The 23,211-nt window shown below is 65.5% G+C and carries 20 protein-coding genes and 1 riboswitch; of the genes, 19 read left to right on the forward strand and 1 reads right to left on the reverse strand.

Annotation, left to right across the window (positions count from 1 at the left end):
- Positions 1–3 precede the first annotated feature (3 nt).
- The 19 genes from murD to MRBLMA1_RS19865 all read left to right on the forward strand — a co-directional run bounded on the left by murD (position 4) and on the right by MRBLMA1_RS19865 (position 21,273).
- Positions 4–1,368, forward strand: a complete 1,365-nt coding sequence (gene murD / locus MRBLMA1_RS19775) for a UDP-N-acetylmuramoyl-L-alanine--D-glutamate ligase (protein WP_363739195.1) — start codon at positions 4–6, stop codon at positions 1,366–1,368.
- Between the two features lie 24 nt (positions 1,369–1,392).
- Positions 1,393–2,595 carry an FtsW/RodA/SpoVE family cell cycle protein gene (locus MRBLMA1_RS19780; protein WP_363739197.1) on the forward strand — a complete coding sequence of 401 codons (1,203 nt, stop codon included), beginning with the start codon at positions 1,393–1,395 and terminating at the stop codon, positions 2,593–2,595.
- On the forward strand, positions 2,592–3,758 hold the full coding sequence (gene murG / locus MRBLMA1_RS19785) for an undecaprenyldiphospho-muramoylpentapeptide beta-N-acetylglucosaminyltransferase (protein ID WP_363739199.1): 1,167 nt from the start codon (positions 2,592–2,594) through the stop codon (positions 3,756–3,758). The genes MRBLMA1_RS19780 and murG overlap by 4 nt, the downstream gene beginning before the upstream one ends.
- A gap of 58 nt (positions 3,759–3,816) precedes the next feature.
- Positions 3,817–5,238, forward strand: a complete 1,422-nt coding sequence (gene murC, locus MRBLMA1_RS19790) for a UDP-N-acetylmuramate--L-alanine ligase (RefSeq protein WP_363739201.1) — start codon at positions 3,817–3,819, stop codon at positions 5,236–5,238.
- Positions 5,238–5,435 carry a hypothetical protein gene (locus MRBLMA1_RS19795; RefSeq protein WP_363739203.1) on the forward strand — a complete coding sequence of 66 codons (198 nt, stop codon included), beginning with the start codon at positions 5,238–5,240 and terminating at the stop codon, positions 5,433–5,435. The genes murC and MRBLMA1_RS19795 overlap by 1 nt, the downstream gene beginning before the upstream one ends.
- The gene (murB, locus tag MRBLMA1_RS19800; protein ID WP_363739204.1) at positions 5,432–6,352 is read left to right on the forward strand and encodes a UDP-N-acetylmuramate dehydrogenase; all 921 of its coding nucleotides are present in this window, start codon (positions 5,432–5,434) and stop codon (positions 6,350–6,352) included. Before MRBLMA1_RS19795 ends, murB begins: the two co-directional genes overlap by 4 nt.
- The gene (locus MRBLMA1_RS19805) at positions 6,349–7,299 is read left to right on the forward strand and encodes a D-alanine--D-alanine ligase (RefSeq protein WP_363739206.1); all 951 of its coding nucleotides are present in this window, start codon (positions 6,349–6,351) and stop codon (positions 7,297–7,299) included. The genes murB and MRBLMA1_RS19805 overlap by 4 nt, the downstream gene beginning before the upstream one ends.
- The gene (locus MRBLMA1_RS19810; RefSeq protein ID WP_133653712.1) at positions 7,292–8,239 is read left to right on the forward strand and encodes a cell division protein FtsQ/DivIB; all 948 of its coding nucleotides are present in this window, start codon (positions 7,292–7,294) and stop codon (positions 8,237–8,239) included. The genes MRBLMA1_RS19805 and MRBLMA1_RS19810 overlap by 8 nt, the downstream gene beginning before the upstream one ends.
- A gap of 6 nt (positions 8,240–8,245) precedes the next feature.
- Positions 8,246–9,532, forward strand: coding sequence for a cell division protein FtsA (gene ftsA / locus MRBLMA1_RS19815; RefSeq protein WP_025550635.1), 1,287 nt, complete (start codon positions 8,246–8,248; stop codon positions 9,530–9,532).
- 107 nt (positions 9,533–9,639) lie between these two features.
- The gene (ftsZ, locus tag MRBLMA1_RS19820) at positions 9,640–11,112 is read left to right on the forward strand and encodes a cell division protein FtsZ (protein WP_363739208.1); all 1,473 of its coding nucleotides are present in this window, start codon (positions 9,640–9,642) and stop codon (positions 11,110–11,112) included.
- A gap of 125 nt (positions 11,113–11,237) precedes the next feature.
- The gene (locus MRBLMA1_RS19825) at positions 11,238–13,055 is read left to right on the forward strand and encodes an SPOR domain-containing protein (RefSeq protein ID WP_363739210.1); all 1,818 of its coding nucleotides are present in this window, start codon (positions 11,238–11,240) and stop codon (positions 13,053–13,055) included.
- 67 nt (positions 13,056–13,122) lie between these two features.
- Positions 13,123–14,280: a deoxyguanosinetriphosphate triphosphohydrolase gene (locus MRBLMA1_RS19830; protein ID WP_363739212.1), complete on the forward strand. Its 1,158-nt coding sequence runs from the start codon at positions 13,123–13,125 to the stop codon at positions 14,278–14,280.
- A 160-nt stretch (positions 14,281–14,440) separates the two neighbouring features.
- Positions 14,441–14,731, forward strand: coding sequence for a hypothetical protein (locus MRBLMA1_RS19835; RefSeq protein ID WP_363739213.1), 291 nt, complete (start codon positions 14,441–14,443; stop codon positions 14,729–14,731).
- 66 nt (positions 14,732–14,797) lie between these two features.
- A riboswitch (glycine riboswitch) is annotated at positions 14,798–14,897 on the forward strand.
- 179 nt (positions 14,898–15,076) lie between these two features.
- Positions 15,077–16,228, forward strand: coding sequence for a glycine cleavage system aminomethyltransferase GcvT (gene gcvT, locus MRBLMA1_RS19840; protein WP_363739215.1), 1,152 nt, complete (start codon positions 15,077–15,079; stop codon positions 16,226–16,228).
- A gap of 61 nt (positions 16,229–16,289) precedes the next feature.
- Positions 16,290–16,661 carry a glycine cleavage system protein GcvH gene (gcvH, locus tag MRBLMA1_RS19845; RefSeq protein ID WP_133653717.1) on the forward strand — a complete coding sequence of 124 codons (372 nt, stop codon included), beginning with the start codon at positions 16,290–16,292 and terminating at the stop codon, positions 16,659–16,661.
- Positions 16,662–16,707: 46 nt separating this feature from the next.
- Entirely contained in the window at positions 16,708–18,066 is a 1,359-nt protein-coding gene (gene gcvPA / locus MRBLMA1_RS19850) for an aminomethyl-transferring glycine dehydrogenase subunit GcvPA (RefSeq protein WP_363739216.1), read from the forward strand.
- Positions 18,063–19,640: an aminomethyl-transferring glycine dehydrogenase subunit GcvPB gene (gene gcvPB / locus MRBLMA1_RS19855; RefSeq protein WP_363739217.1), complete on the forward strand. Its 1,578-nt coding sequence runs from the start codon at positions 18,063–18,065 to the stop codon at positions 19,638–19,640. Before gcvPA ends, gcvPB begins: the two co-directional genes overlap by 4 nt.
- Positions 19,637–20,281, forward strand: a complete 645-nt coding sequence (locus tag MRBLMA1_RS19860) for a DUF938 domain-containing protein (RefSeq protein ID WP_363739218.1) — start codon at positions 19,637–19,639, stop codon at positions 20,279–20,281. The genes gcvPB and MRBLMA1_RS19860 overlap by 4 nt, the downstream gene beginning before the upstream one ends.
- 116 nt (positions 20,282–20,397) lie before the next feature.
- Positions 20,398–21,273, forward strand: coding sequence for a hypothetical protein (locus MRBLMA1_RS19865; protein ID WP_363739219.1), 876 nt, complete (start codon positions 20,398–20,400; stop codon positions 21,271–21,273).
- Here MRBLMA1_RS19865 and MRBLMA1_RS19870 read toward each other — a convergent pair.
- Positions 21,230–23,203, reverse strand: coding sequence for an ATP-binding protein (locus tag MRBLMA1_RS19870; RefSeq protein ID WP_363739220.1), 1,974 nt, complete (start codon positions 23,201–23,203; stop codon positions 21,230–21,232). The two genes, MRBLMA1_RS19865 and MRBLMA1_RS19870, sit on opposite strands and share 44 nt — an antisense overlap.
- Between the last annotated feature and the right edge of the window lie 8 nt (positions 23,204–23,211).

A 23,211-nucleotide genomic window follows, 5' to 3' on the forward strand; every position in this document is an offset into this window, starting at 1 on the left:
GCCATGGGGATCGTTTCGGACGTCTTTGCAGGCAGGAAATATGCGGTGCTGGGCCTGGCGCGGTCCGGGCTGGCTACGGTCGAATGCCTCGCCGCCAGCGGCGCGCAGGTCGTCGCCTGGGACAGCCGGGACGAGGCGCGTGAGGCAGCCGTCGATGCGGTTCAGAAATTATCGGTGGAGATGGAAGGCGACGTCAGCCTGACACTGGCCGACCCCACCGAAATCGACCTCAAGGGCTTTGACGGCGTGGTGGTTTCGCCGGGCGTTCCGCTCAACAGGCATCCCATCGCCATGCATGCGAAGCTCGCGGGCGTGCCGGTCGTTGGGGACATAGAGTTGTTCGCGCTTGCCCGTCCCACCCTGCCGAAGCATCGGGTGGTCGGGATCACAGGGACCAACGGGAAGTCCACCACGACGGCCCTGGTCCATCACATCATCGAGACGGCGGGCATTCCGACGCGGATGGGCGGCAATATCGGCCTGCCCATATTGGGGCAGGACCCGCTGCCCGACGGCGGCGTCTATGTGCTGGAACTGTCCAGCTACCAGATCGACCTGACGCGCAGTCTCGATTGCGACGTGGCGGTGCTGTTGAACATCACGCCCGATCATCTGGATCGCTATAATGGCTTTGAAGGCTATGTGGCGTCCAAGGCGCGGCTGTTTGAAATGCAGGCGGGCGATCATATCGGGGTGATCGCCGCTGAGGATGAACCGAGCCGTTCGATCCTCTCGTCCGTGCGTCATTCCCGCGCAGCTGACGACGAGCGCGTGATGGCGGTGAAAGCCGCCGACATCGATCCCAGCCGCCAAGCCGGCTGGCCCGCGCTGCAAGGCCCGCACAATGCCCAGAACGCTGCCGTCGCCATTGCCGTCGCCCGCGCGCTCGGCATCGATGAAGCGGCGATCGAAAAGGGCCTGCAAAGCTATGCCAGCCTGCCCCACCGGATGCAGCGGGTGCGCGAGTTGAACGGCGTCCTCTATGTCAATGACAGCAAGGCGACCAACGCTGCCTCGACCGCCCCTGCGCTCGCCGCCTATCCGCCGATCGATGGGCGGCCGCGCCTGCACTGGATTGTCGGCGGCCTTGCCAAGACCGACAATCTGGACGAGTGCGAACCTTATTTCGGCAATGTCGCCCATGCCTATACCATCGGTGAGGCGGGCGCTATGTTCGCCGAACTGCTGCGATCGCATATGGCGGTGGACGATAGCGAGATGCTATCGGCCGCCGTTCGCCGGGCGGCGCGGGTGGCCCAGCCGGGGGATGTGGTGCTGCTGTCGCCCGCTTGCGCCAGTTTCGACCAGTTCCGCGATTTCGAGGCGAGAGGCGATGCCTTCGTCGCTGCCGTGGCCGCGCTGGAATAAAGGGAAGCGGAGGAACCTGGGGGCATGTCGAGGGCAGGCGATCTTGTAAAGGAATTCAGGAACCGTACCGTCCCGCGGGAGCGCACGGCGCTGGCCATCTGGTTCTGGGAAATCGACCGCGTGCTGCTGTCGCTGATCGTCGCGTTGATGGCGATCGGGCTGGTGGCGGTGGCGGCGGCGTCCCCGGTGGCGGCGATCGATCGGTCGACCAGCACGGTTTCGGTGACGCCGCTCATCTATTTCTATCGCCAGCTGATGTGGGTGTTCATCGGCCTGCCGATCATGCTGGTGATCTCCATGCTGCCCCGGACGCAGGCGCGCAGGCTGGCCTTCATATTGTGCGTCGTCTTTGCCGTGGCGTTGTTGCTGGTGCCGGTGCTTGGCTCGGTCGTGAACGGCGCCAAGCGCTGGATCGATCTGCCGGGTTTCCGGTTCCAGCCGTCGGAATTCCTGAAGCCTGTCTATGTCGTCACCATGGCCTGGCTGCTGTCGCTGCGCGGCAAGGACATGACATTGCCCGTGATCCCGCTGACAGGCGCGCTGACATTGCTGATCGCGGCGATCCTGATGAAGCAGCCGGACTTCGGCCAGACGGTCATCTTCCTTGCCTGCTGGGGTGGCCTGCTGCTGCTGTCGGGCGTTTCGATGCGCTTCATCGGCGCGATGGCGGGCGTGGGGCTCGGCGGCCTGGTGCTGATGTACATGTTCTACGAGAATGGCCGCCAGCGGATCAACGACTTCCTGGGGATCGGCGTTGCACAGGATATGGGGCCGGACCAGACGGAGCTGGCCTTCCGCACGATCACCCATGGCGGTTTCCTGGGCGTGGGTCCGGGCGGGGGACAGAACAAGTTCCGCCTGCCCGAAGCGCATACCGACTATATCTTCTCCGTCATCGGGGAGGAGTTCGGCCTGCTTGCGTGCATCGGCATTGCCTGCGTCTATCTGGCGATCGTCGTGCGCGTTTTCCTGCGCATGCTGGACGAGGATGATAATTTCACCATCCTCGCCGCGGCGGGCCTCACCACGCAATTCGGGCTGCAGGCGATCATCAACATGGGCGTCAATGCGCAGATATTTCCGTCCAAGGGCATGACGCTGCCCTTTATCAGCTATGGCGGCTCCTCTATGCTGGCGCTTTGTATCGGCGTCGGCCTGTTGCTCGCGTTCACGCGGCGCAATCCCTTCATGGGTCGGCACACGGTCGTCAAATGGAGTGGTCGATGAGTATTTCCCGACACTTCGTCCTCGCCGCCGGCGGGACGGGTGGGCACATGATTCCGGCGCATGCCGTCGCCGAGGAACTGATGCTGCGCGGCCACCATGTCGCGCTGGTGACGGATGAGCGCGGCGCCAAGATTCCCGGCCTTTTCGACAAGGCGCAGGTCCATGTCATGCCGGCGGGGCGCATGACCAGGAATCCGAAGAGCTGGCCGGGCGCGTTGAAGGCGATCCTTGCAGGCCGGGCGATGGCGCGGCGTTTGAACGAGACCTTCCGTCCGACCGCCGTGGTGGGTTTCGGCGGCTACCCGGCCATGCCCGCGCTGCTGGGCGCGCTGGCCGACGGCATTCCGACGGCCATTCATGAACAGAATGCCGTGCTGGGCCGGGTGAACCGCTATCTGGCGGGGCGGGTCGACGCGATCGCGACCGCATATCCCGACGTCCGGCGGCTCAAGGACCGCTATGCCGGCAAGGTGCATCTGGTCGGCAATCCGGTGCGCGAGGAAGTGAAGCAATTGCGCGAGGAGGAATTCCCCGCGCTGACTGATGAAAGCGTGTTCCGCGTGCTGGTGATCGGCGGCAGCCAGGGTGCGACGATCCTTTCCAGCGTCGTGCCCGACGGGCTGGGCATGTTGCCGCTCAGCCTCCGCCGCCGCCTGCAGGTGACGCAGCAATGCCGCGCCGAGGATATCGAGCGGGTGCGCAAGCTCTACGCCGACCTCGAAATCCCGGCGGATCTGGCGACCTATTTCAACGATGTGCCGGAGAAGCTCGGCTGGTCGCACCTGGTGATCGCCCGTGCGGGCGCATCCACATTGGCGGAACTGACCTGTGCAGGCCGGCCCGCGATCCTGATCCCGCTGCCGAGCGCGATGGACGACCACCAGACCGCGAACGCCCGGGAAATGACCGAGGCCGGCGGCGCGCGCACCATTGCGCAGGCGCGCTTCACGGCGGTCGAGCTTGCCAAGCAGATGCAGAAGATGGCGCTGGAACCGGGCGCGCTCCAGAACGCAGCGAAACGCGCCCGCGCCTGCGGCCGCCCCGATGCGGCACGCGACATGGCGGATCTGCTGGAAAGCATCGGCACGGCGCCGATCATCAACGATCCGGTGAAGGTCGGGCCGACCCCGGCAAGCCTCAATCTGCAGGGGGTTCCCGCGTGAAGTGCGGCAATCTCGGCCTGAAAGGTTCTCCCTGTTTCATGAATAAGGAATCCCGCGCATGAAGGGTGTCGGCACCGACATCGGCACGATCCATTTCATCGGCATTGGCGGCATAGGCATGTCCGGCATCGCCGAAGTGATGCACAATCTGGGTTACAAGGTTCAGGGCAGCGACGTGGCCGAAGGCTATGTGGTCGAGGGACTGCGCAAGAAGGGCATTCCGGTGATGATCGGCCACAAGGCCGAAAATCTGGGCGATGCTGCTGTCGTCGTCACCTCCACCGCGATCAAGAAGGGCAATCCCGAGGTCGATCTGGCGCTGGAACGCCGCGTGCCCGTCATCCGTCGCGCGGAAATGCTGGCGGAACTGATGCGCCTCAAATCCACCGTGGCTGTCGCGGGCACGCACGGCAAGACCACGACCACCTCCATGGTTGCGGCGCTGCTGGACGCGGGCGGGGTGGACCCGACCGTGATCAATGGCGGCATCATCAACAGCTACGGTTCCAATGCCCGGCTGGGCAACAGCGAGTGGATGGTCGTGGAGGCCGACGAGAGCGACGGCAGCTTCCTGCGCCTCGATGGTACGCTGGCGGTGGTCACCAATATCGATCCGGAACATCTCGATCATTATGGCAGCTTCGACAAGGTGAAGGATGCCTTTGTCGAGTTCGTCGAGAATGTGCCCTTCTATGGCGCGGCGATGCTCTGCCTCGACCATCCGGAGGTGCAGGCGATCCTGCCGCGCGTGCAGGACCGGCGCATCGTCACCTATGGTTTCTCCGCCCAGGCGGATATTCGCGGCGAGAATGTTCAGCCGATCCCGGGCGGCAACCGCTTCGATGTGCAGATTCGTGAGCGTGACGGATCGCTGCGCCGGATCGAGGGGATCGTAATGCCGATGCCGGGCCGCCACAATGTGCTGAACGCCATGGCGGCGATCGGCGTGGCGCTGCAGATGGGCATCGATGACGCGACGATCCAGACCGGCTTCGCCAAGTTCGGCGGGGTCAAGCGGCGCTTCACCAAAGTCGGGGAAATCGCCGTCGGGGGCGGTACCGCGACGGTGATCGACGATTATGGTCATCATCCGGTCGAGATCAGGGCTGTGCTGGCCGCCGCCCGCGAAGGAGCGAAAGGCCGGGTCATCGCCGTGGTCCAGCCGCATCGCTTCACCCGTCTGCGCGACCTGATGGATGAGTTCCAGCAGGCCTTCAACGACGCCGACATCGTCTATGCCGCCCCGGTCTATCCGGCCGGCGAGCAGCCGATCGAAGGGGTGGACAGCGCGGAACTGGTCGCGGGGCTGAAGCGCCGGGGCCATCGCAACGCCGCGACGGTCGAGGGTGCGGACGATCTCGCCCGCCTGATCGCCGCCGATGTGCAGGCGGACGACATGATCATCTGCCTTGGCGCGGGCGACATCACCAAATGGGCGGCGGGCCTTGCCTCCGCCGTTGCGGAGAAGGAAGCCGCCTGATGTTCGAGCTGTTCAATGTTGGCCTCGAGATGCAGAAGCGCATGATCGACCTCCAGATGCAGGGCATCGAAGTGGCCCAGCAGATGGTCGACGCAGCGCAGCGCAATGTGGACGCCGGGGCCGCCGCCGGGCGGGCGGGCGAAGCGGGTGTGAAGGCGATGAAGGGCTGGATGCGGCTCTGGGGGATGCGCGATTGACGCTGGCGGTCACGTCCCTTCCCCCGGTTCGCGGCTCGCTCAGGGCCGATGCGCCGCTGGCGCCGCTCGTCTGGTTCAAGGCGGGCGGTGTTGCGCAATGGCTGTTCGAGCCGAAGGACGCGGACGATCTTTCTGATTTTCTGGCGCGGCTTGACCCTGCGATTCCGGTGATGGCGCTGGGCCTGGGGTCCAACATGATCGTGCGCGACGGCGGGGTTCCGGGCGTGGTGGTGCGCCTTGGCAAGCCATTCGCCAGGGTGGAGCAGGTCGATGCGACCAGCCTGCGTTGCGGGGGAGGAGCATCGGGCATCCTTGTTTCCTCGGCGGCGCGGGACGCGGGCATAGCGGGGCTTGAATTCCTGCGCTCCATTCCCGGCACGGTCGGCGGCTTCGTGCGGATGAACGGGGGCGCCTATGGCCGTGAGACGTGCGATATCCTTGTGGAATGCAATGTTGTTCTGCGGTCGGGCGAACGGGTGACGCTGCCGATCGACGCGCTGGGCTACACCTACCGCCACAGCGCCCTTCCCGACGGCGCCGTCGTGGTAAGCGCCATTTTCCGGGGCGTTCCTGGCGAGCCGGCGGCCATCCAGGCGGAAATGGATCGCATCGCCGCCGCCCGCGAGGAAAGCCAGCCGCTTCGCAGCAAGACCGGCGGCTCGACCTTCAAGAATCCCGATGGGCACAAGGCCTGGCAGCTTGTGGATCAGGCCGGGTGCAGGGGGCTGCGACAGGGTGGCGCGCAGGTTTCGGAAAAGCACACCAATTTCCTCCTCAACCTGGGCGACGCGACGAGCGCGGATATCGAGGCGCTGGGCGAGGAGGTCCGCCGCCGGGTGAAGGAAAAGAGCGGCATCGACCTCGAATGGGAAATTCAAAGGGTGGGCGTTCAGCTGGTTGAAGGAAAAGACAGATGACCCGTGGCCCCTGGCATGTTGCCGTCCTGATGGGGGGGTGGTCCGCCGAACGGCCGGTTTCGCTTTCGTCGGGCGAGGGCGTCGCCAAGGCGCTGGAGTCGCGCGGCCACAGGGTCACGCGGATCGACATGGATCGTGACATCGCGCTGCGCCTTGCGGAGGTGAGGCCGGACGTGGTGTTCAACGCCCTTCACGGCGTTCCCGGCGAGGACGGCACCGTGCAGGGGATGATGGACCTGATGGGCATCACCTACACCCATTCGGGCCTCGCCACCTCCGTCATCGCCATCGACAAGCAGCTTACCAAGCAGGCGCTGGTGCCCCATGGCATCCCCATGCCCGGCGGGCATATCGTCCGCAGCGAAAGCCTGTTCGAGGGCGATCCCCTGCCGCGCCCCTATGTGGTGAAGCCGGTCAATGAGGGCAGTTCGGTCGGCGTCGCCATCGTGACCAGGGACGGCAATCATGGTTCGCCGATCGGCCGGGATGTCGAGGGTCCGTGGCTGCATTTCGAAGAGTTGCTGGCCGAACCCTATATTCGCGGGCGGGAATTGACGACCGCCGTGCTGGGCGACGAAGCGCTGCTGGTCACGGAATTGCGTCCGAAAAGCGGTTTCTACGATTTCGACGCCAAATATACGGACGGGATGACCGAGCATGTGTGCCCCGCCGATATTCCCCAGGAGATCAGCGAAGCCTGCAAGGCCATTGCCCTGCGCGCGCACCAGTTGCTGGGTTGCAAGGGGGCGTCGCGGGCTGATTTCCGCTGGGACGATGAACAGGGGATCGACGGGCTGTTCCTGCTGGAAGTGAACACGCAGCCGGGCATGACGCCGCTCAGCCTGGTGCCTGAACAGGCGGCGAAGCTGGGCATTGACTATGCCGAGCTGGTGGAGCGTATAGTCGAGGACGCGCTGAAGAGCGCAGGGGGGACGAAGCATGGCTGAAGCACGCATCCGGCGTGGCGGAACGGCGCGGTTGGCGCGCACGACCGGCACGCGCGGCCGCAGCGGTGGGCGAGGACGTTCGGTCAAGCAGCGGAGCTGGATCGACGGTCTGATCGACCTGCTGCCGGTCAGCGAGGAGACGCTCCAGCGCATGGCGAGCTGGGCGATCGTCGGCATCGTGCTGGCGGCGCTGGTGGGTATCGCCATCTGGTCGGGCCTTCCCGCCATGGCCGGGCAGAAGGCGTCCGAACTGGCGGCCAAGGCAGGCTTCGAGGTCGAGAAAGTCGAAGTGCGCGGCGTCGAGCGGATGGACGAACTGCCCATCTACAATATCGCCCTTGGCCAGGTGAGCCGGTCGATGCTCTCGCTCGACCTGCCCAGGGTGCGGGCTGACATGCTGAAGCTCGGCTGGGTCAAGGATGCGCGCATTTCCCGTCGCCTGCCCGATACGCTGGTGGTCGACATCGTCGAGCGCGATCCGGTTGCGGTGTGGCAGCATGATGGGCAGCTTCACCTGATCGACGTGGCCGGCGTGGTGCTGCAATCGGTATCGGCAGGGGCGATGCCGGACCTGCCGCTGGTCGTTGGCCCCAACGCCAATCTGCAGACCGCGGGTCTCAACAGGCTGATGGAAAATGCGCCTGCGCTCAAACCCATGCTGGCGGGCGCCACCTGGGTCGGGAACCGGCGCTGGGACTTGCGCTTTCAATCGGGCGAGACGCTGTCCCTGCCCGAAGGCGACAAGCCGTCGGCCACGGCGTTGGTCAATTTCGCGCGGATGGACGGGGTGAACCGCCTGCTGGGCCGGGGTATCGTCAAGTTCGACATGCGCGATCCCGATCGTTTCGTGCTGCGCCTGCCGCAGGGGCAGGGAAGCGGCCAATCCGGCGACAAGCCCGCCGCGAGCGCCGAAGCGCCTGCCAAGGGCGAGGAAGGCTGAACCCCCATGGCCCAACCCAAGGTCGAGAAGTTCGTCACCGCGATCGACATCGGATCGTGGAAAGTGTCCGCGCTGATCGCGGGGCGCACCGAAAATGGCGAACTGGCGATCCTGGGCACCGGGCAGCGTGAAAGCCGGGGCGTTCGGCGCGGCTTCATCGCGGATATGGAGCGGACCGAACTCGCCGTACGGGAAACCGTCGAACAGGCGGAACGCGTCGCGGGCACGAATATCGAGGATGTGTGGGTCAGCTTTTCGGGCGGTTCGCTGGTCAGCGATGTCGTCACCGTCGAGCGCGACATGGGCGGTTATCGCGTCGAACAGGCGGACATCGATGACCTTCTGACCACAGGCCAGCAGGGGATTGATCCGGACGGCCGCGTGGTTCTGCATGCGCAGCCGACCTGTTTCACCATCAATGGCCGTGTGCCGGTGAAGAAGCCGCTGGGCATGCATGCGGACCTGCTGGGCGTTGATATCCATGTCGTGCTGGCCGACGGGGCGCCGCTCGCCAATCTCGACCTTTGCGTGCGCGGCGCCTATCTCAATGTCAATTCCATCGTCGCTTCTCCCATCGCCACGGGCCTTGCCTGCTTGTCCGAGGAAGAGCGCGACCTGGGCGTCGCGCTGGTGGAACTGGGCGCGGGCGTCACCAATGTCTCGCTTTATGCCGGTGGCATGCTGGTCGGGCTGCACAGCATTCCCATCGGTGCGTCCGACATCACCGACGACATAGCGTCGGCCTTTGGCATTCGCCGCAGCCAGGCGGAGCGGATCAAATGCTTCTACGGATCCGCGATGCAGAACCGCCGCGATTTCCGGGACATGATAGAGATCGCGGCGCCGCATGGCGATGTCGCCATTCCGGGGCAAAGCGCGGGCCCCAACGCCGATGGCGGCAAGATTACCCGCGCCGCTCTGGTGGCGGTGATCTGCGAGCGGCTGAACCAGATCATGGTGGAGGTGAATGCGGCGCTCGCCGGCATGGGCTTCAACACCCCCACGGGGCGGCAGGTCGTGCTGACCGGCGGCGGCGCCGAAATGAAGGGCATTGCCGACTATGCGCAGGGTGCGCTGGGCCGCGCGGTGCGGATCGGGCGGCCGCGCGGCCTCGCCGCCATGCCGGAGGCACATAGCGGTCCGGCCTTTGCGACATTGGCCGGTCTTGCGCTTTATGGCGCTTCAAACCCGGTTGATCTTAGAACGATAGCGCCCGCTCCCCAGACCGTTCACCGTATCGGCGCGCCAGCATGGTGGCAGAGGATGGTGAAGGCGATGAAGACGAACTATTGAAATAAACACGGTCAGACGAAATTTACTGGTGAAATACGCCATCATCTTGCATTAACCTTCGATGACAGTTTCGCTCACGTCACCGAAGCTGGAGGGAGCTAGAATTTATGAGCATTGAAATCAGCCCGCCGCATGTGGACGAGTTGAAGCCACGCATCGCGGTGATCGGCGTCGGCGGCGCGGGCGGCAACGCCATTGCGAACATGATCGCCGCCTCCGTCGAGGGTGTGGATTTCATTGTCGCCAATACGGACGCGCAGGCGCTCAACGCTTCGCCCGCGGAACGGCGCATCCAGCTTGGCCCGCAGATCACCGAAGGGCTGGGCGCCGGCTCTCGCCCGGAAATCGGCAAGGCGGCCGCGGAAGAGACCATCGCCTCGGTCGAGCAGGCGCTCGACGGCGCGCATATGTGCTTCATTGCCGCGGGCATGGGTGGTGGCACCGGCACCGGCGCCGCTCCGGTCATTGCCAAGTCCGCCCGCGACCGAGGCATCCTGACCGTCGGCGTCGTGACGAAGCCCTTCACCTTCGAGGGCAATCGCCGCATGAAGTCGGCGGAGGCAGGGATCGAGGAACTGCAGAAGCATGTCGATACCCTCATCGTCATCCCGAACCAGAACCTGTTCCTGATCGCCAACCCGAACACCACCTTCAAGGAAGCCTTCCAGATGGCGGACGAGGTGTTGCAGCAGGGCGTGCGCGGCATCACCGACCTGATGGTCATGCCAGGCCTCATCAACCTCGACTTCGCGGACGTCCGTTCCGTGATGGGCGAGATGGGCAAGGCGATGATGGGCACCGGCGAAGCCGAAGGCGACGGCCGCGCGCTCCAGGCGGCGGAGAAGGCGATCGCCAATCCGCTGCTCGACGGCGTGTCGATGCGTGGTGCGAAAGGCGTCATCGTCTCCATCGTCGGCGGTGACGACATGCGTCTGATGGAAGTGGACGAGGCCGCCAACCATATTCGCGAACTGGTCGATCCCGATGCGAACATCATCTGGGGTTCGGCCTTCAACGACAATCTGAACGGCAAGATCCGGGTGTCCGTGGTCGCCACCGGCATCGACAGCGATGCCAGCGCCAGTGCCGCGCCGCTGACCCAGCCGTTCAGCTTCGCGAGCCGTCCGGCCGTTGCCGTGCCGACCGCCGCCGCGCCCAAGCCCGCGCCGCAGGCCGCTCCGGCTCCGGTCGCAGCGCCTGCTCCCGCGCCGGAAGCTGAGCCTGAAACGCTGGAACTGGACGTGCCCGCCGCGCCTGCGCCCGCGCCGCTGACGCCGCCTGCCGCAGCACCTGCTGCCGCGGCAAAGCCCGCGCCCTTCAGCCCGCCGCGCCCCGCAGCGGTGTTCTCCGACGAAGATCCTTCGCAGGACGAATTGCTGCTGGGTGAGGATGCGGCCGAAACAGTGCCGGCTCAGCCCGTTCCGGCGTCGCAGGCCGCACCGCGCGTCGCCACCGGAGGCACGTTGTTCGAGCGTATGGCGGGGCTGACCCGTGGTGCCGACAAGGGCGCCGGCGCGAGCGATGACGGAACGCCAACGCCGGACATTCCGCGTTTCCTCAATCGCCAGAGCAATCAGTAAACAGGCAGCAGGGTTCGCCCCGCACGGATCAGGACAAGCGCGCCATCGGTTGCCATGGGCAACCGGGCGCGCTTTTTCTTTCGACATATTCCCTTGCACCGCCTCCATCCGCTAAAGGGCTGTCTGTGAGACGTTATGACATATGGATTGTTCGCGGACTGCTTCTAGCGGGCACCGCGCTGGCACAACCGATTCTGGCGCAGCCTGCCCAGGTGCAGGCGATTCGTCCCTCGAGCGCCGAAGACCTCAACAATAATCTCGCGCGCCTGGCGTCCAATCCTCGCGATGTGACGGCGCTCATCGGCGCGGGAGAAGCGGCGCTGGACATGGACGATGCGCGGGCGGCGGCGGGTTTCTTCGCGCGGGCGGACATGCTTGCGCCGAACAACGGCAAGGTGAAGGCGGGCCTGGGCCGCGTCATGCTGAAAAACCAGAATCCGGGCGAAGCGCTGCGTCTGTTCGACCAGGCAACGCGGCTGGGCTTTCCCGAAGCAACCCTGCTGTCCGATCGGGGCCTTGCAAAGGACATGACCGGCGATCAGGCGGGGGCGCAGCGCGACTATCAGGCGGCGCTCCAGCGGACGCCTGATGATGTCGAACTCGCCCATCGCTATGCTGCGTCGCTCGGCATTTCCGGTCAGGTGGACGCGGCGGAACGGGTGCTGAAACCGCTGCTCTACAAGAGTGACCGGGCGGCCTGGCGCTACCGGGCGTTCATCCTGGCGATGAACAACCGACAGGCGGACGCGAAAAAGATCGCGGAGCAGACCATGCCGTCGCAGCTTGCCTCGGCCATCCTGCCCTATATGCAGAAAATGCCCTATCTGACCGCGGCCCAGAAGGCGGCGGCGGTGCATTTCGGACATTTCCCGGCCAATGTGGGTTCCACGATCGCACCCATCACCCCGACCGCGCCCGCATTCGCGTCGGTGACGCCTGCGGCGCCGCCGGCCAGCCAACCCGCCACGCAGATGCCGCCTTCCCGGTCCACGAAGCAGGACCGCCGTTCTCGTCGCACGAATGTCGCCACACGGCTCGCTCAGGTGGAAGCGCCTTCCCGCAGCGCGCCGGTGCAGAGCCAGCCCGCTCCGGGCTCGGCCGCTTCGCAAATACAGGCGCCGTCGCCCCAGCGCACTATGCAGGCGGCCGCGCCCGCTGCCCATGTGCAGGGTCCGCCGGCGCCCGGCTTCGAATCCGTCCCCGCGCAAAACACTGCGCCCGCCAATCCGGCCCCGAGCCAGCTCAACGCGATCACGCTCGCCCAGGCGTCGGTGCCCCGGACGACGGCCCCGCCACAGGTCCAGGCTGCGTCCCCGGCCCAACCGGCCGTTCCGCCGCCCGCACCATCGCCCGCACCGTCGGCGGTACCGTCGCCGGCAACGCAGCAGCAGCAGATCGACCCGGCCGTCACCCGTTCGCTGGCCGACATCATTCACGCCATCGATGTGCCGGAATCCGAACGCCGATCGAGCGTCGTCGCGGTCGACCTGTCGGAGGTGGCCCAGATCCAGGCCGCCCGCCGTGCCGAGCGGGACGCTGCTGCCGCCACCGCCGCGGAAAAGGCGAAGAAGGCCGCTGCCGCCAAGGCGAAGGCCGAAGCGGACGCCAAGGCCAAGCAACTGGCCGAGGAAAAGAAGAAGGCGGCCGAGGAAAAGGCGCGCCTTGCCGCCAATCCCGCGCGCAATTGGCTTCAGGTCGGCACGGGTGCGAACAAGGGCGCGCTGGCCTTTACCATGAAGGGGCTGCGCAAGAAATACGACTCGCTCGAACCACAGGACGCCTGGGTCGCGAGCTGGGGCCGCACCAATCGCCTGCTTGTCGGGCCGTTCAGCAGCTTCACGCGGGCCAAGACGCTGGAGGAAAAGTTGAAGGCGGCGGGGGCGGACGCCTTCGCCTGGAAGAGTGACGCCGGGGAAGAGGTCGAGCGCCTCCCGGCCAAATAGTGATTTCCCATCCGGCGGGACATCGAACGACTCGGCAAGGGCCGAAAACGACTTTAAAGGGCGCGGCATGACGCTGCTTGCATCCTATGCCTCAGATCCCGGCCGGAGCCGCGGTCGCCTTCATCCCGAACCAGGCGGGGAGGTGCGGGGGCCGCGCGACATGTTCCAGCGGGACCGCGACCGCATCATCCACAGCATTGCCTTCCGTCGCCTGCGCCACAAGACGCAGGTGTTCGTGTCGCCCGACGGCGACCATTTTCGCGTCCGCCTGACCCATAGTCTGGAGGTGGCGCAGATCGGCCGCACGACGGCGCGGACGCTGGGCCTCAACGAGGATCTGACCGAAGCGCTCTGTCTGGCGCATGACATCGGTCATCCGCCCTTCGGCCATGCCGGGGAGGACGCGCTGGAGGCAGCGCTCGATGCGCATGGAGGCTTTGACCATAATGCGCATACGCTGCGCACGCTGATGCTGCTGGAAAGCCCCTATCCGCTGTTTCGCGGCCTGAATTTGAGCTGGGAGATGCTGGAGGGGCTGGCAAAGCACAATGGTCCGGTCACGCGGCCCGGCTGGGCCATGCAGGCGGTGGATGCGCTGTTCCCGCTCGACCTGGCCAGCCATGCCTCGCTGGAGGCGCAGCTTGCGGCGATTGCGGACGACATCGCCTATGACAATCACGATATCGACGACGGGCTGCGCGCGGGCCTGCTGACGCTGGACCAGCTTTTGAGCGTGCCGCTGGTGAAAGGCTGCTGGGACCGGGTTCGCGCGCGCTATCCCGATGTGCCGCAGGATCGCCTGCTGCGCGAACTGGTGCGGGAACAGATCGGCGTGATGGCGAATGACCTGATCGCGGCCACTCGCGCCAATATCGCCGCCGCGGGCGTGGAGACGGTCGACGACGTTCGCAGGGCTGGTGCCACGCTGGTCGGCTTCTCGCCCGAACTCGCCGCGCAGGAGCGCGATCTCAAGCGTTTCATGTATGCGACGCTTTATCACCATCCTTCGCAACTGGCGGCGGCGGACCGGGCGCGGGTGATCGTGACCGATCTGTTCCGCGCCTATCAGGCGGATCCGAAGCTGATGCCGCCGGAGTGGCGCGATGATTGCGCGACGCTGGAACCTCAGCGCAGCCGGCATATAGCGGACTTCATCGCCGGCATGACCGATCGCTATGCCGAAAAGCGGCATGCCGAGATTTTCGGTGAACTGGCGCTGGCCTGAGCATTTCCCTTGTCCTCCATGCGCTTCCAATTCGCTGTTTTCCGCGATCTGCTGCTCATGATGGTTCCTATCGCCCGGGAATCGCTTTATGCTTTTGATGTCGCATCGTTTTGCGCAAAATCGGTTCCCACTTTCGCGCACGATGCTTTAAGGCTGGGCCATGGCCCTTCATCCGCAGATCGCCGCGCTCGCCGCCCAGCTTGAGGATCTTGCCGAACTGCTGCGCGCGCAAGACGACCGGCTCTGGTCGGGACGGATCGACCTGGTGCGGCATCTGGTCGCGGACTCCAATTTCGCCGGCGTCGAACGCTTCCTGCGCCTGTTCGAAGGGGAGGAGGGGCTTGGCGCTCTCGTGCTGAGCGATGCGGCGGCCAATCAGCGGCTGATCGAACGACGACAGGCCGCCCGCATTTTGGCCGAACGGCTGGCAAAAGAGGAAGGCGCGGATTGAGCGATTGACGGCGCGGCGCGTTTCACGCAATGCGGGACTGTCGCCGGTGCCGTGGATTCGGTCATCGGACTTGATGCGGGAGAGCATGGGAAGCCTTTCAGGCCACCCCGTCGCCGAAGGAGCAACCGCCCCGGAATCTCTCAGGCCAAAGGACCGCATCATGGGCAGGCACTCTGGAAAGCGGACGGATCATCCCGTCCCACCGAAGGGGTAAGCCATCCGGTCGCTCGGCCGGTGGTCAAAGCTCTCAGGTTCCGTGACAGAGGGGGTGGCAAACGCGATCAGTCCGACTCCGGGCCGGCGCGTCTGTCGCCAACGACCCTCGCACGGAAAGGCCCGCCTCCCATGTCCGGCAATGACGACATCGCCCATATCGAAGAAGAATTGCCGTTGCAGGCCCTGCCGCTGGATGGCTGGCACCGGGCCAGGGGTGCGCGCATGGTCGGTTTTGCGGGCTACCACATGCCGATCCAATATGAAGGCATCATGGCCGAGCATGGCTGGACCCGCGAACATGCCGGGCTGTTCGACGTCAGCCATATGGGCCAGCTCAGCTTTTCCGGCGAGGGCGTGGACGACGCGCTGGAACTCCTGCTGCCGAGCGACATCAGGGGGTTGAAGCCCTTTCGCCAGCGCTACTCGATGCTGCTCGACGAAGAGGGCGGCATATTGGACGACCTGATGGTCTCCCGCCTGGGGGGTGGCGCATTCGATGGTGCGGACATCTACATGGTGGTCAACGGCGCGACCAAATATGACGACATGGGCTGGATGATCGAGCATCTGCCCGATGAAGTCGTGATGAATCGTATGGACGAGCAGGCCCTGCTCGCCTTGCAGGGGCCGGAGGCGGGGAAGGCGCTGGCTACGCTGATCCCGGAAACCGCCGATCTGATCTTCATGCAGTCCGGCCTTTTTACCTGGCGCGGCGTTCCGCTGTGGATCAGCCGGTCGGGCTATACTGGCGAGGATGGTTTCGAAATCAGCGTCCCCGCCGCCGAGGCGACGCTTCTCGCCGACGCGCTCTGCGCCTTGCCGCAGGTGAAGCCTGTCGGTCTTGGCGCGCGCGATTCGCTGCGCCTGGAGGCGGGGCTGCCGCTTTACGGTCATGACCTGACGCCCGCCGTCAGCGCCATCGGCGCCGACCTGGGCTTCGCCATCCAGAAACGCAGGCGGGAGGAAGGCGGCTTCATCGGCCATGCGCGGGTGATGAAGGAATTGGCCGACGGCCCGGGTTCGAAGCGCGTGGGCCTCAGGATCGAGGGTCGTTTGCCCGCGCGGGAGGGCGCAACGATCCATGCCGGCAGTGCACGGGTGGGTGAGGTCACATCCGGCGGTTTCGCGCCCACGGTGGGCGCGCCGATCGCCATGGGCTGGGTCAGCCTGCCGCATAGCGCGATCGGCACCGCGCTCGAAATCGAAGTGCGCGGCAAGCGGATCGCGGCTGAGGTCGCGTCGATGCCGTTCGTTCCGCACCGTTATCGTCGAAAGGCCTGAGTCCTTTCTGGTTTCTGATTGGTCGTGATTTTCAAGCAAATCACTCGGAGGGAAGTAAATTATGAGCCGTTATTTCACCGACGAACATGAGTGGATCGATGTCGAGGGCGAAATCGCCACGGTCGGCATCACTGATTATGCGCAGGAGCAATTGGGCGACATCGTGTTCGTCGAACTGCCCGCCGAGGGTACGTCCTTCGAAAAGGGCGACGACGCTGCCGTGGTCGAATCGGTCAAGGCGGCTTCGGACGTCTATGCCCCGATTTCGGGCGAGGTCATCGAAACCAACGGCGCGCTGGAGGATGAGCCTGCGCTGGTGAACAGCGATGCCGAAGAGGACGGCTGGTTCTTCAAGCTGCGCGTTGCCGATGCCGGCGAACTGGAAGGCCTGATGAACGAAGCGGCCTACAAGAAGTTCGTGGCGAGCCTTTGATCCCATGAAAGCTCCTCCCGCTTTGGGGAGGGGGGAGATTTGTTGAATGCGCTACCTACCCCTTACTGACGCCGACCGGCAGGAGATGCTCTCCGTCATCGGTGCGTCGTCGGTCGACGACCTGTTCGTGGACGTTCCCGCCGAAGCCCGCCTTCCGGGCAAGATCGCGGGCCTGCCGGACCATGCCAGCGAACTGGCGGTCGAGCGTCACATGGCTGCTCTGGCACGGAAGAATCTGTCGGCAGGGGAGGCGCCCTTCTTCCTGGGCGCGGGCGCATATCGCCATCATGTTCCCGCCAGCGTCGATCATCTGATCCAGCGTGGCGAGTTCCTGACCGCCTATACCCCCTATCAGCCGGAAATCGCGCAGGGCACACTCCAGGTGCTGTTCGAGTTCCAGACGCAGGTGGCCCGTCTGCTGGGCTGCGACGTCGCCAATGCCTCCATGTATGACGGATCCACCGCCTGCTGGGAAGCGATCGGCATGGCCCGCCGCATCACCAGGCGGGGGAAGGCGGTCCTGTCTTCCGGCCTGCATCCGCATTATGTTTCGGTCGCCAACACCATGGCGAAATTCACCGGCGACGCGCTGGTGCATGAGGCGCCGGCACTGGATGCCGCCACCGACATCGATGCGCTGATCGCGGCCATCGACAAGGATACGAGCTGCGTCGTCGTTCAATATCCCGACATATTGGGCCGCATCGCCGACCTGACGCCGCTCGCGGACGCTGCCCACGCGGCGGGCGCGCTGCTGGTCGCGGTGGTGACGGAACCCGTTGCGCTGGGCGCGATCAGGGCGCCGGGCCATATGGGTGCGGACATCGTCGTCGGCGAGGGGCAGTCCATCGGCGTCGGCCTGCAATTCGGCGGGCCCTATCTCGGCCTTTTCGCCTGCAAACAGCAATATGTCCGCCAGATGCCGGGCCGCCTCTGCGGGCAGACGATGGACGCGGCGGGCAAGCGCGGCTTCGTGCTGACGCTTTCGACGCGCGAGCAGCATATCCGCCGTGAAAAGGCGACGTCGAACATCTGCACCAATTCCGGCCTCTGCGCGCTGGCATTCAGCATCCACATGACGCTGCTGGGCGAAAAGGGGCTGCGGGAGATGGCTGCCCTCAACCATGGCCTCGCCGTCCAGGCGGCCGACCGTCTGGCGCAGGTGCCGGGCGTAGCGTTGCTCAACGACAGTTTCTTCAACGAATTCACCCTGGTCCTGTCGAAAGATGCCCGCGAGGTCGTCCGCAACCTGGCCGACAAGGGCATTCTGGGCGGCGTCTCGCTCGGTCGCCTGTTCCCGGATGCACCGGCGATCGGCAAGGGGCTGGTCGTCGCCGTCACCGAAACCGTGACGGCGGAGGATATCGAAACCTTTGCCAAGGCGCTGGAGGAGGAACTGGCATGACCATGCTCAAGGAAGGCCGCCCCACCACGCCGCAGGCTCTGGCCGAATCCGATGCCGCGCCCGTGCCTGCCACCGTCACCGGCAACCGCGCGCTGATGCTGGAGGAAGCGCTGATCTTCGAAATCGGCTCGGCCGAGACCACCGGCGTCGATTTTGCGCAGGCGCCAGATGTTGCCGACCGCCTCGGCAATCTGGCGCGCACCGACAGCATTGGCCTGCCCGGCCTGTCGGAGCAGGAAACGGTGCGCCACTACACTCGTCTCAGCCGCCAGAATTATGCCATCGACCTTGGCCTGTTCCCGCTCGGCTCCTGCACGATGAAGCATAATCCGCGCCTCAATGAGAAGGTGGCGCGGATGCCCGGTTTCGCCGATGTCCACCCGCTTGCGCCGCAATCGACGGTGCAGGGCGCGCTGGCAGTGATTCATGAACTGGCCGGCTGGCTGGTGACGCTGACCGGCATGCATTCGGTCGCGATGAGTCCCAAGGCGGGCGCCCATGGCGAACTGTGCGGCCTGCTCGCGATCCGGGCGGCGCTGGAAGCGCGCGGCGATGCGCGGAGCGTCGTCCTGGTGCCCGAAAGCGCCCATGGAACCAACCCTGCGACCGCCGCCTTCTGCGGTTACAAGGTCGAGGATATTCCGGCGACCCCGGATGGTCGCGTCGATCTGGATGCGCTGAAAGGCCGCCTTGGGCCCGATGTTGCCGCGGTGATGATCACCAATCCCAATACCTGCGGCCTGTTCGAGCGGGACATGAGGACGATCTCCGACGCGGTGCATGCCGCCGGGGCCTTCGTCTATTGCGACGGCGCCAATTTCAACGCCATTGTCGGCCGGGTCCGCCCCGGCGACCTGGGCGTCGATGCGATGCACATCAACCTGCACAAGACTTTCTCGACGCCGCATGGCGGTGGCGGTCCCGGCTCCGGCCCGGTGGTGCTGTCGGAGGCGCTTGCCCCGTTCGCGCCGCTGCCTTTCGTGGAAAAGCAGGGCGACAAATTCGTGCTGGTCGAGGAAGAGACGGTGGAAGACCATCATGGCCGGACCTTCGGCCGCATGGTCGCCTTCCATGGTCAGATGGGCATGTTCACCCGCGCCCTGACCTATATCCTCAGCCATGGTGCGGACGGCCTGCGGCAGGTCGCCGGCGACGCCGTGCTGAATGCCAATTACATCCTGCGCAGCCTGGACGATGTGCTGGATGCCCCCTTTGGCGGCAGCGGCCCGTGCATGCATGAGGCGCTGTTCAGCGACAAGGGGCTGGCCGAAGGCTTCACCACGCTCGACATCGCCAAGGGGCTGATCGACGAGGGCTTCCATCCGATGACCATGTATTTCCCGCTGGTCGTCCATGGCGCGATGCTGGTCGAACCTACGGAGACGGAAAGCAAGGCGGCGCTTGACCAGTTCATCCTGGCGCTGCGCAGTGTAGCCGAACGCGCCAAGGCGGGCGATGAGCAATTGAAGGGTGCGCCCCATTTCGCGCCGCGCCGCCGCCTGGACGAAACGCTGGCTGCGCGCAGGCCGGTCCTCGCCTGGACCGAGCCGGCACTGGCGGACGTGGCCGAATGACGGACAGGCCGGCGCCGTGGGAACCCGGCTCCGGCCCTGCCGCCGCCGGCAAGCGCCATGCGCCCGCGACGGAACGGAACCGCGATGCCATATTGGCGGTGCTTCGCGACGAACTGCCGTCCTCCGGTCTCGTGCTGGAAGTGGCGAGCGGCAGCGGACAGCATGTCGTTCATTTCGCCGCCGCCCTGCCTGCTCTCGACTGGCAACCGAGCGATCCCGACCCGGCGGCGCTGGTATCCATAGAATCGTGGCGGCAGGAGGTGGGCCTTCCCAATGTGCGACCGCCGCTCAGGCTCGACGCGAGCGCCGACTGGCCGGTGGAAAGGGCCGACGCGATCCTGTGTGTCAACATGGTCCATATCAGCCCCTGGGAAGCGACGCTGGGGTTGATGAAGGGGGCGGGGGCCGTACTGCCGCCGGGCGGCTTGCTCTACCTCTACGGGCCCTATCTGCGGGAAAATGTCGAAACAGCGCCGAGCAATCTTGCCTTCGATGCATCCCTCAAGGCTCGTGATCCGCAATGGGGGCTGCGCCGGGTGGAGGATGTGATTGCCGCGGCGGAGGGCGAGGGGCTGGTGCTTCGCCGATTGCTCGAAATGCCCGCGAACAATCTGTCGTTGATATTCCGGCGGCGGGATTGAAAGACTGCGGCGCTCCTGCGAAGGGAGGAGCCTGATCTTGGCCGTTTGACCCGCGCTCCTGCTGACCGCTCGTTCGAGTGTTTTTGCGGGAGCATGCTGTACCCGTAGCAGGACCGATGCCTCATTCTCTCCTCTCCCTCGTCACCGCCGAACTGGCCGGGCCCGCCGATCCGCGCGCGGCGGCGATGGCGGGCGCGCTGGCTGCGCAATATCCCGATGCCTCGCGGGCGGTGCTCTTCTACGGTTCCTGCCTGCGGGAGAAGAATCTCGACGGCTTGATGCTGGATTTCTACCTGATCGTCTCCGACTATCGCGCCGCTTATGGAAAGCGCTGGCTTGCGGCCGCCAACCGGCTGATCCCGCCCAATGTCTTTCCCTTCGAACATAATGGCCTGATCGCCAAATATGCTGTGCTGTCGGAGGGTGACTTTGCCCGCCTCAACAGCCCTGCCGCCGACAATGTGTCGGTCTGGGCCCGCTTTGCCCAGCCCGCGCGGCTGCTCTGGGCGGCGGATGACCTTGCCCGCCAGCGCGCCATCACAGCCGTTGCCGGCGCTGCCCCGACGCTGCTCTCGCTTGCTCGCCCAATGGCGCAGGCCCAGGATGCGCTGTCGCTGTGGAGGACCGGCTTCACCCTGACCTATGGCGCGGAATTGCGGGCCGAACGGAAGGGGCGATCGCTTTCCATCGTCGATGCCGATCCGGAGCGCTACGCGCGCTTTGGCGAGGCCGCGCTGGACCAGGGCCTGCCGCCATCGCCGGAGCAGGCGGCTGCCCGCTGGCGGCGGTTGCAAAGGCGCGGCAAATGGCTGTCCGTCATCCGCCTGGCCAAGGCAAGCTTCACCTATGCTGGCGGCATCGATTATCTGGCGTGGAAGATCAATCGCCATGCGGGCACCACGATCCAGATCAGGCCCTGGCAGCGCCGCTGGCCGCTGATCGGCGCGCTTACTCTGCTGCCGCGGCTGTTCCGGGGTGGTGCGATCCGCTGAGCGCATTGGACAGCGCCTGTGCCAGCCCGGTCAGAGTGTAGGGCTTGCGCAACACTTCATGGCCCCCGAAATCGGTGCTTTCCGCTATATCGCCGGCATAGCCGGTGACGAACAGCACTGGCAGATGCGCATAGAGGGGCGGCAGGGTGCGTATCATCTCTGGCCCGGTCATGTCCGGCATCAGCACGTCGCTGACGATCAGGCCGATGTCGCGATGGCTGGTGAGCAGCTTCGCCGCCCTGGACGGATGATCGCAGGCGACCGGCAGGTGGCCCAGTTCCGCCAGCGCCGCCATCGTCTGGTTGAGGACGCGGGGATCATCCTCCACCACCAGGATACGCATCGGGGGATGGAGCACAGGCTCCCGGTCCGGCATAGGCGCGTCCATCGCACCTTCGCCTCCCGCCGCGACATGGCGGGGCAGGTAGAGATGGACGCTCGTGCCCTTGCCGGGCTCCGATTCTATGCGGATCTCGCCCTCGCACTGGTGCACGAAGCCGAAGATCTGGCTGAGGCCCAGCCCGGTGCCCTTGCCGACCGGCTTGGTGGTGAAGAAGGGTTCGAACACGCGCGACAGGATTTCGGGCGTCATGCCGCACCCGTCGTCAGTGACGCTGAGCATCACATATTCGCCGGCGGCGCATTCCCCGATCTCGTGCTGCGCCAGTTGGGCCTGTCCTGTCCTGATGACCAGTCGGCCCCGTCCGTCCATGGCGTCGCGGGCGTTGACGCACAGGTTCAATATCGCATTTTCCATCTGATGCTGGTCGACGAAGATCCGCCAGCCCTTCGCCTCATTTTCAAAGGCCATGGTGATCTGGTCGCCGATGGACCGATCGATCAATTCGGACAGTCCGGCCACCAGCGCATCAGGATCGACGGCGTTGGGCAGCAGCGGTTCCGACCGGGCGAAGGCCAACAGGCGGCGGGTCAGCGCGGCGGCGCGATTGGCACCCTCCATCGCATTGTCGAGATGACGGTTCGCCTCCTGCGGTTTCAGCCGCAGCTTGCGCTTGGCCAATTCCAGGCCGCCGACCACCACGGCCAGCATGTTGTTGAAATCATGGGCGATGCCGCCCGTCAACTGGCCCACGGCATCCATCTTCTGCATCTGGCGCAGATTTTCCTCCGCGACGGCGCGTTCGGCGGTCTCCTTCTTGAGCCGTTCATAGGCATCCGACAATTCGGCGGTGCGGGCGGTGACGGCCTCCTCCAGCCGGTCGGCGCGCTCCGCCTCGTCATCCGCCTGCCTGCGCGCATTGCGGCGCTCGCTATAGGCGGCATTGGCGAACCAGAGCGCGAACAGCACGCAGACCAGCAGCACCAGTCCGAAAAGCTGGGATGTCTTTCCGAACCAGGCGTTGCGATCCCCTGCCAGCGACACGGCCTCGCTGCGCTCCTGCAGCCGGGCGTTTTCCGCCTGGATGACCCGATCCAGCAATGCCGTGATGCGCATCAGGTCGCGGGACTTGCCCGCCTGATGGAACTGGGCAAGCGCTGCCATCTTCTGGTCGTAGGTGGTGCGCAGGCCGATCTCGCTCAGCGTCTTGCCGCGCTGGTCGAAGGCGGCCTGCAACGCCATCACATTGCCGCGCTGCCAGTCGGAATGGCGGGTGGTGTAATTGAGCACCTTGAGCTGGCTCCCGGCGGTGCGCCACTGGTCCTGGAACAGGCGGCCGGTATCGGGATCAAGGCTGATGACATAGCGGGCCAGCGTCACTTCCGCGCGGGCGGTCTTCGCCTCGAACGCGCGGGCGAGGGCGATGATCTCGAAACTGCGCCGCTGTTCCTGCAGCGCGCGCTCATGGTCATGCGCGGCATGGCTGGCGCTGTAGAGCAGCGTGCCGAGCGATCCGAACAGCAGGATGACAAGCACCAGCGGCAGGAAGCGTGCCACGAACGCTCGCCAACCGGTCGCATGTTCATCCATGAAAAACC

The sequence above is a fragment of the Sphingobium sp. LMA1-1-1.1 genome, from assembly GCF_040676365.1.
In the GTDB taxonomy this organism is placed as follows: domain Bacteria; phylum Pseudomonadota; class Alphaproteobacteria; order Sphingomonadales; family Sphingomonadaceae; genus Sphingobium.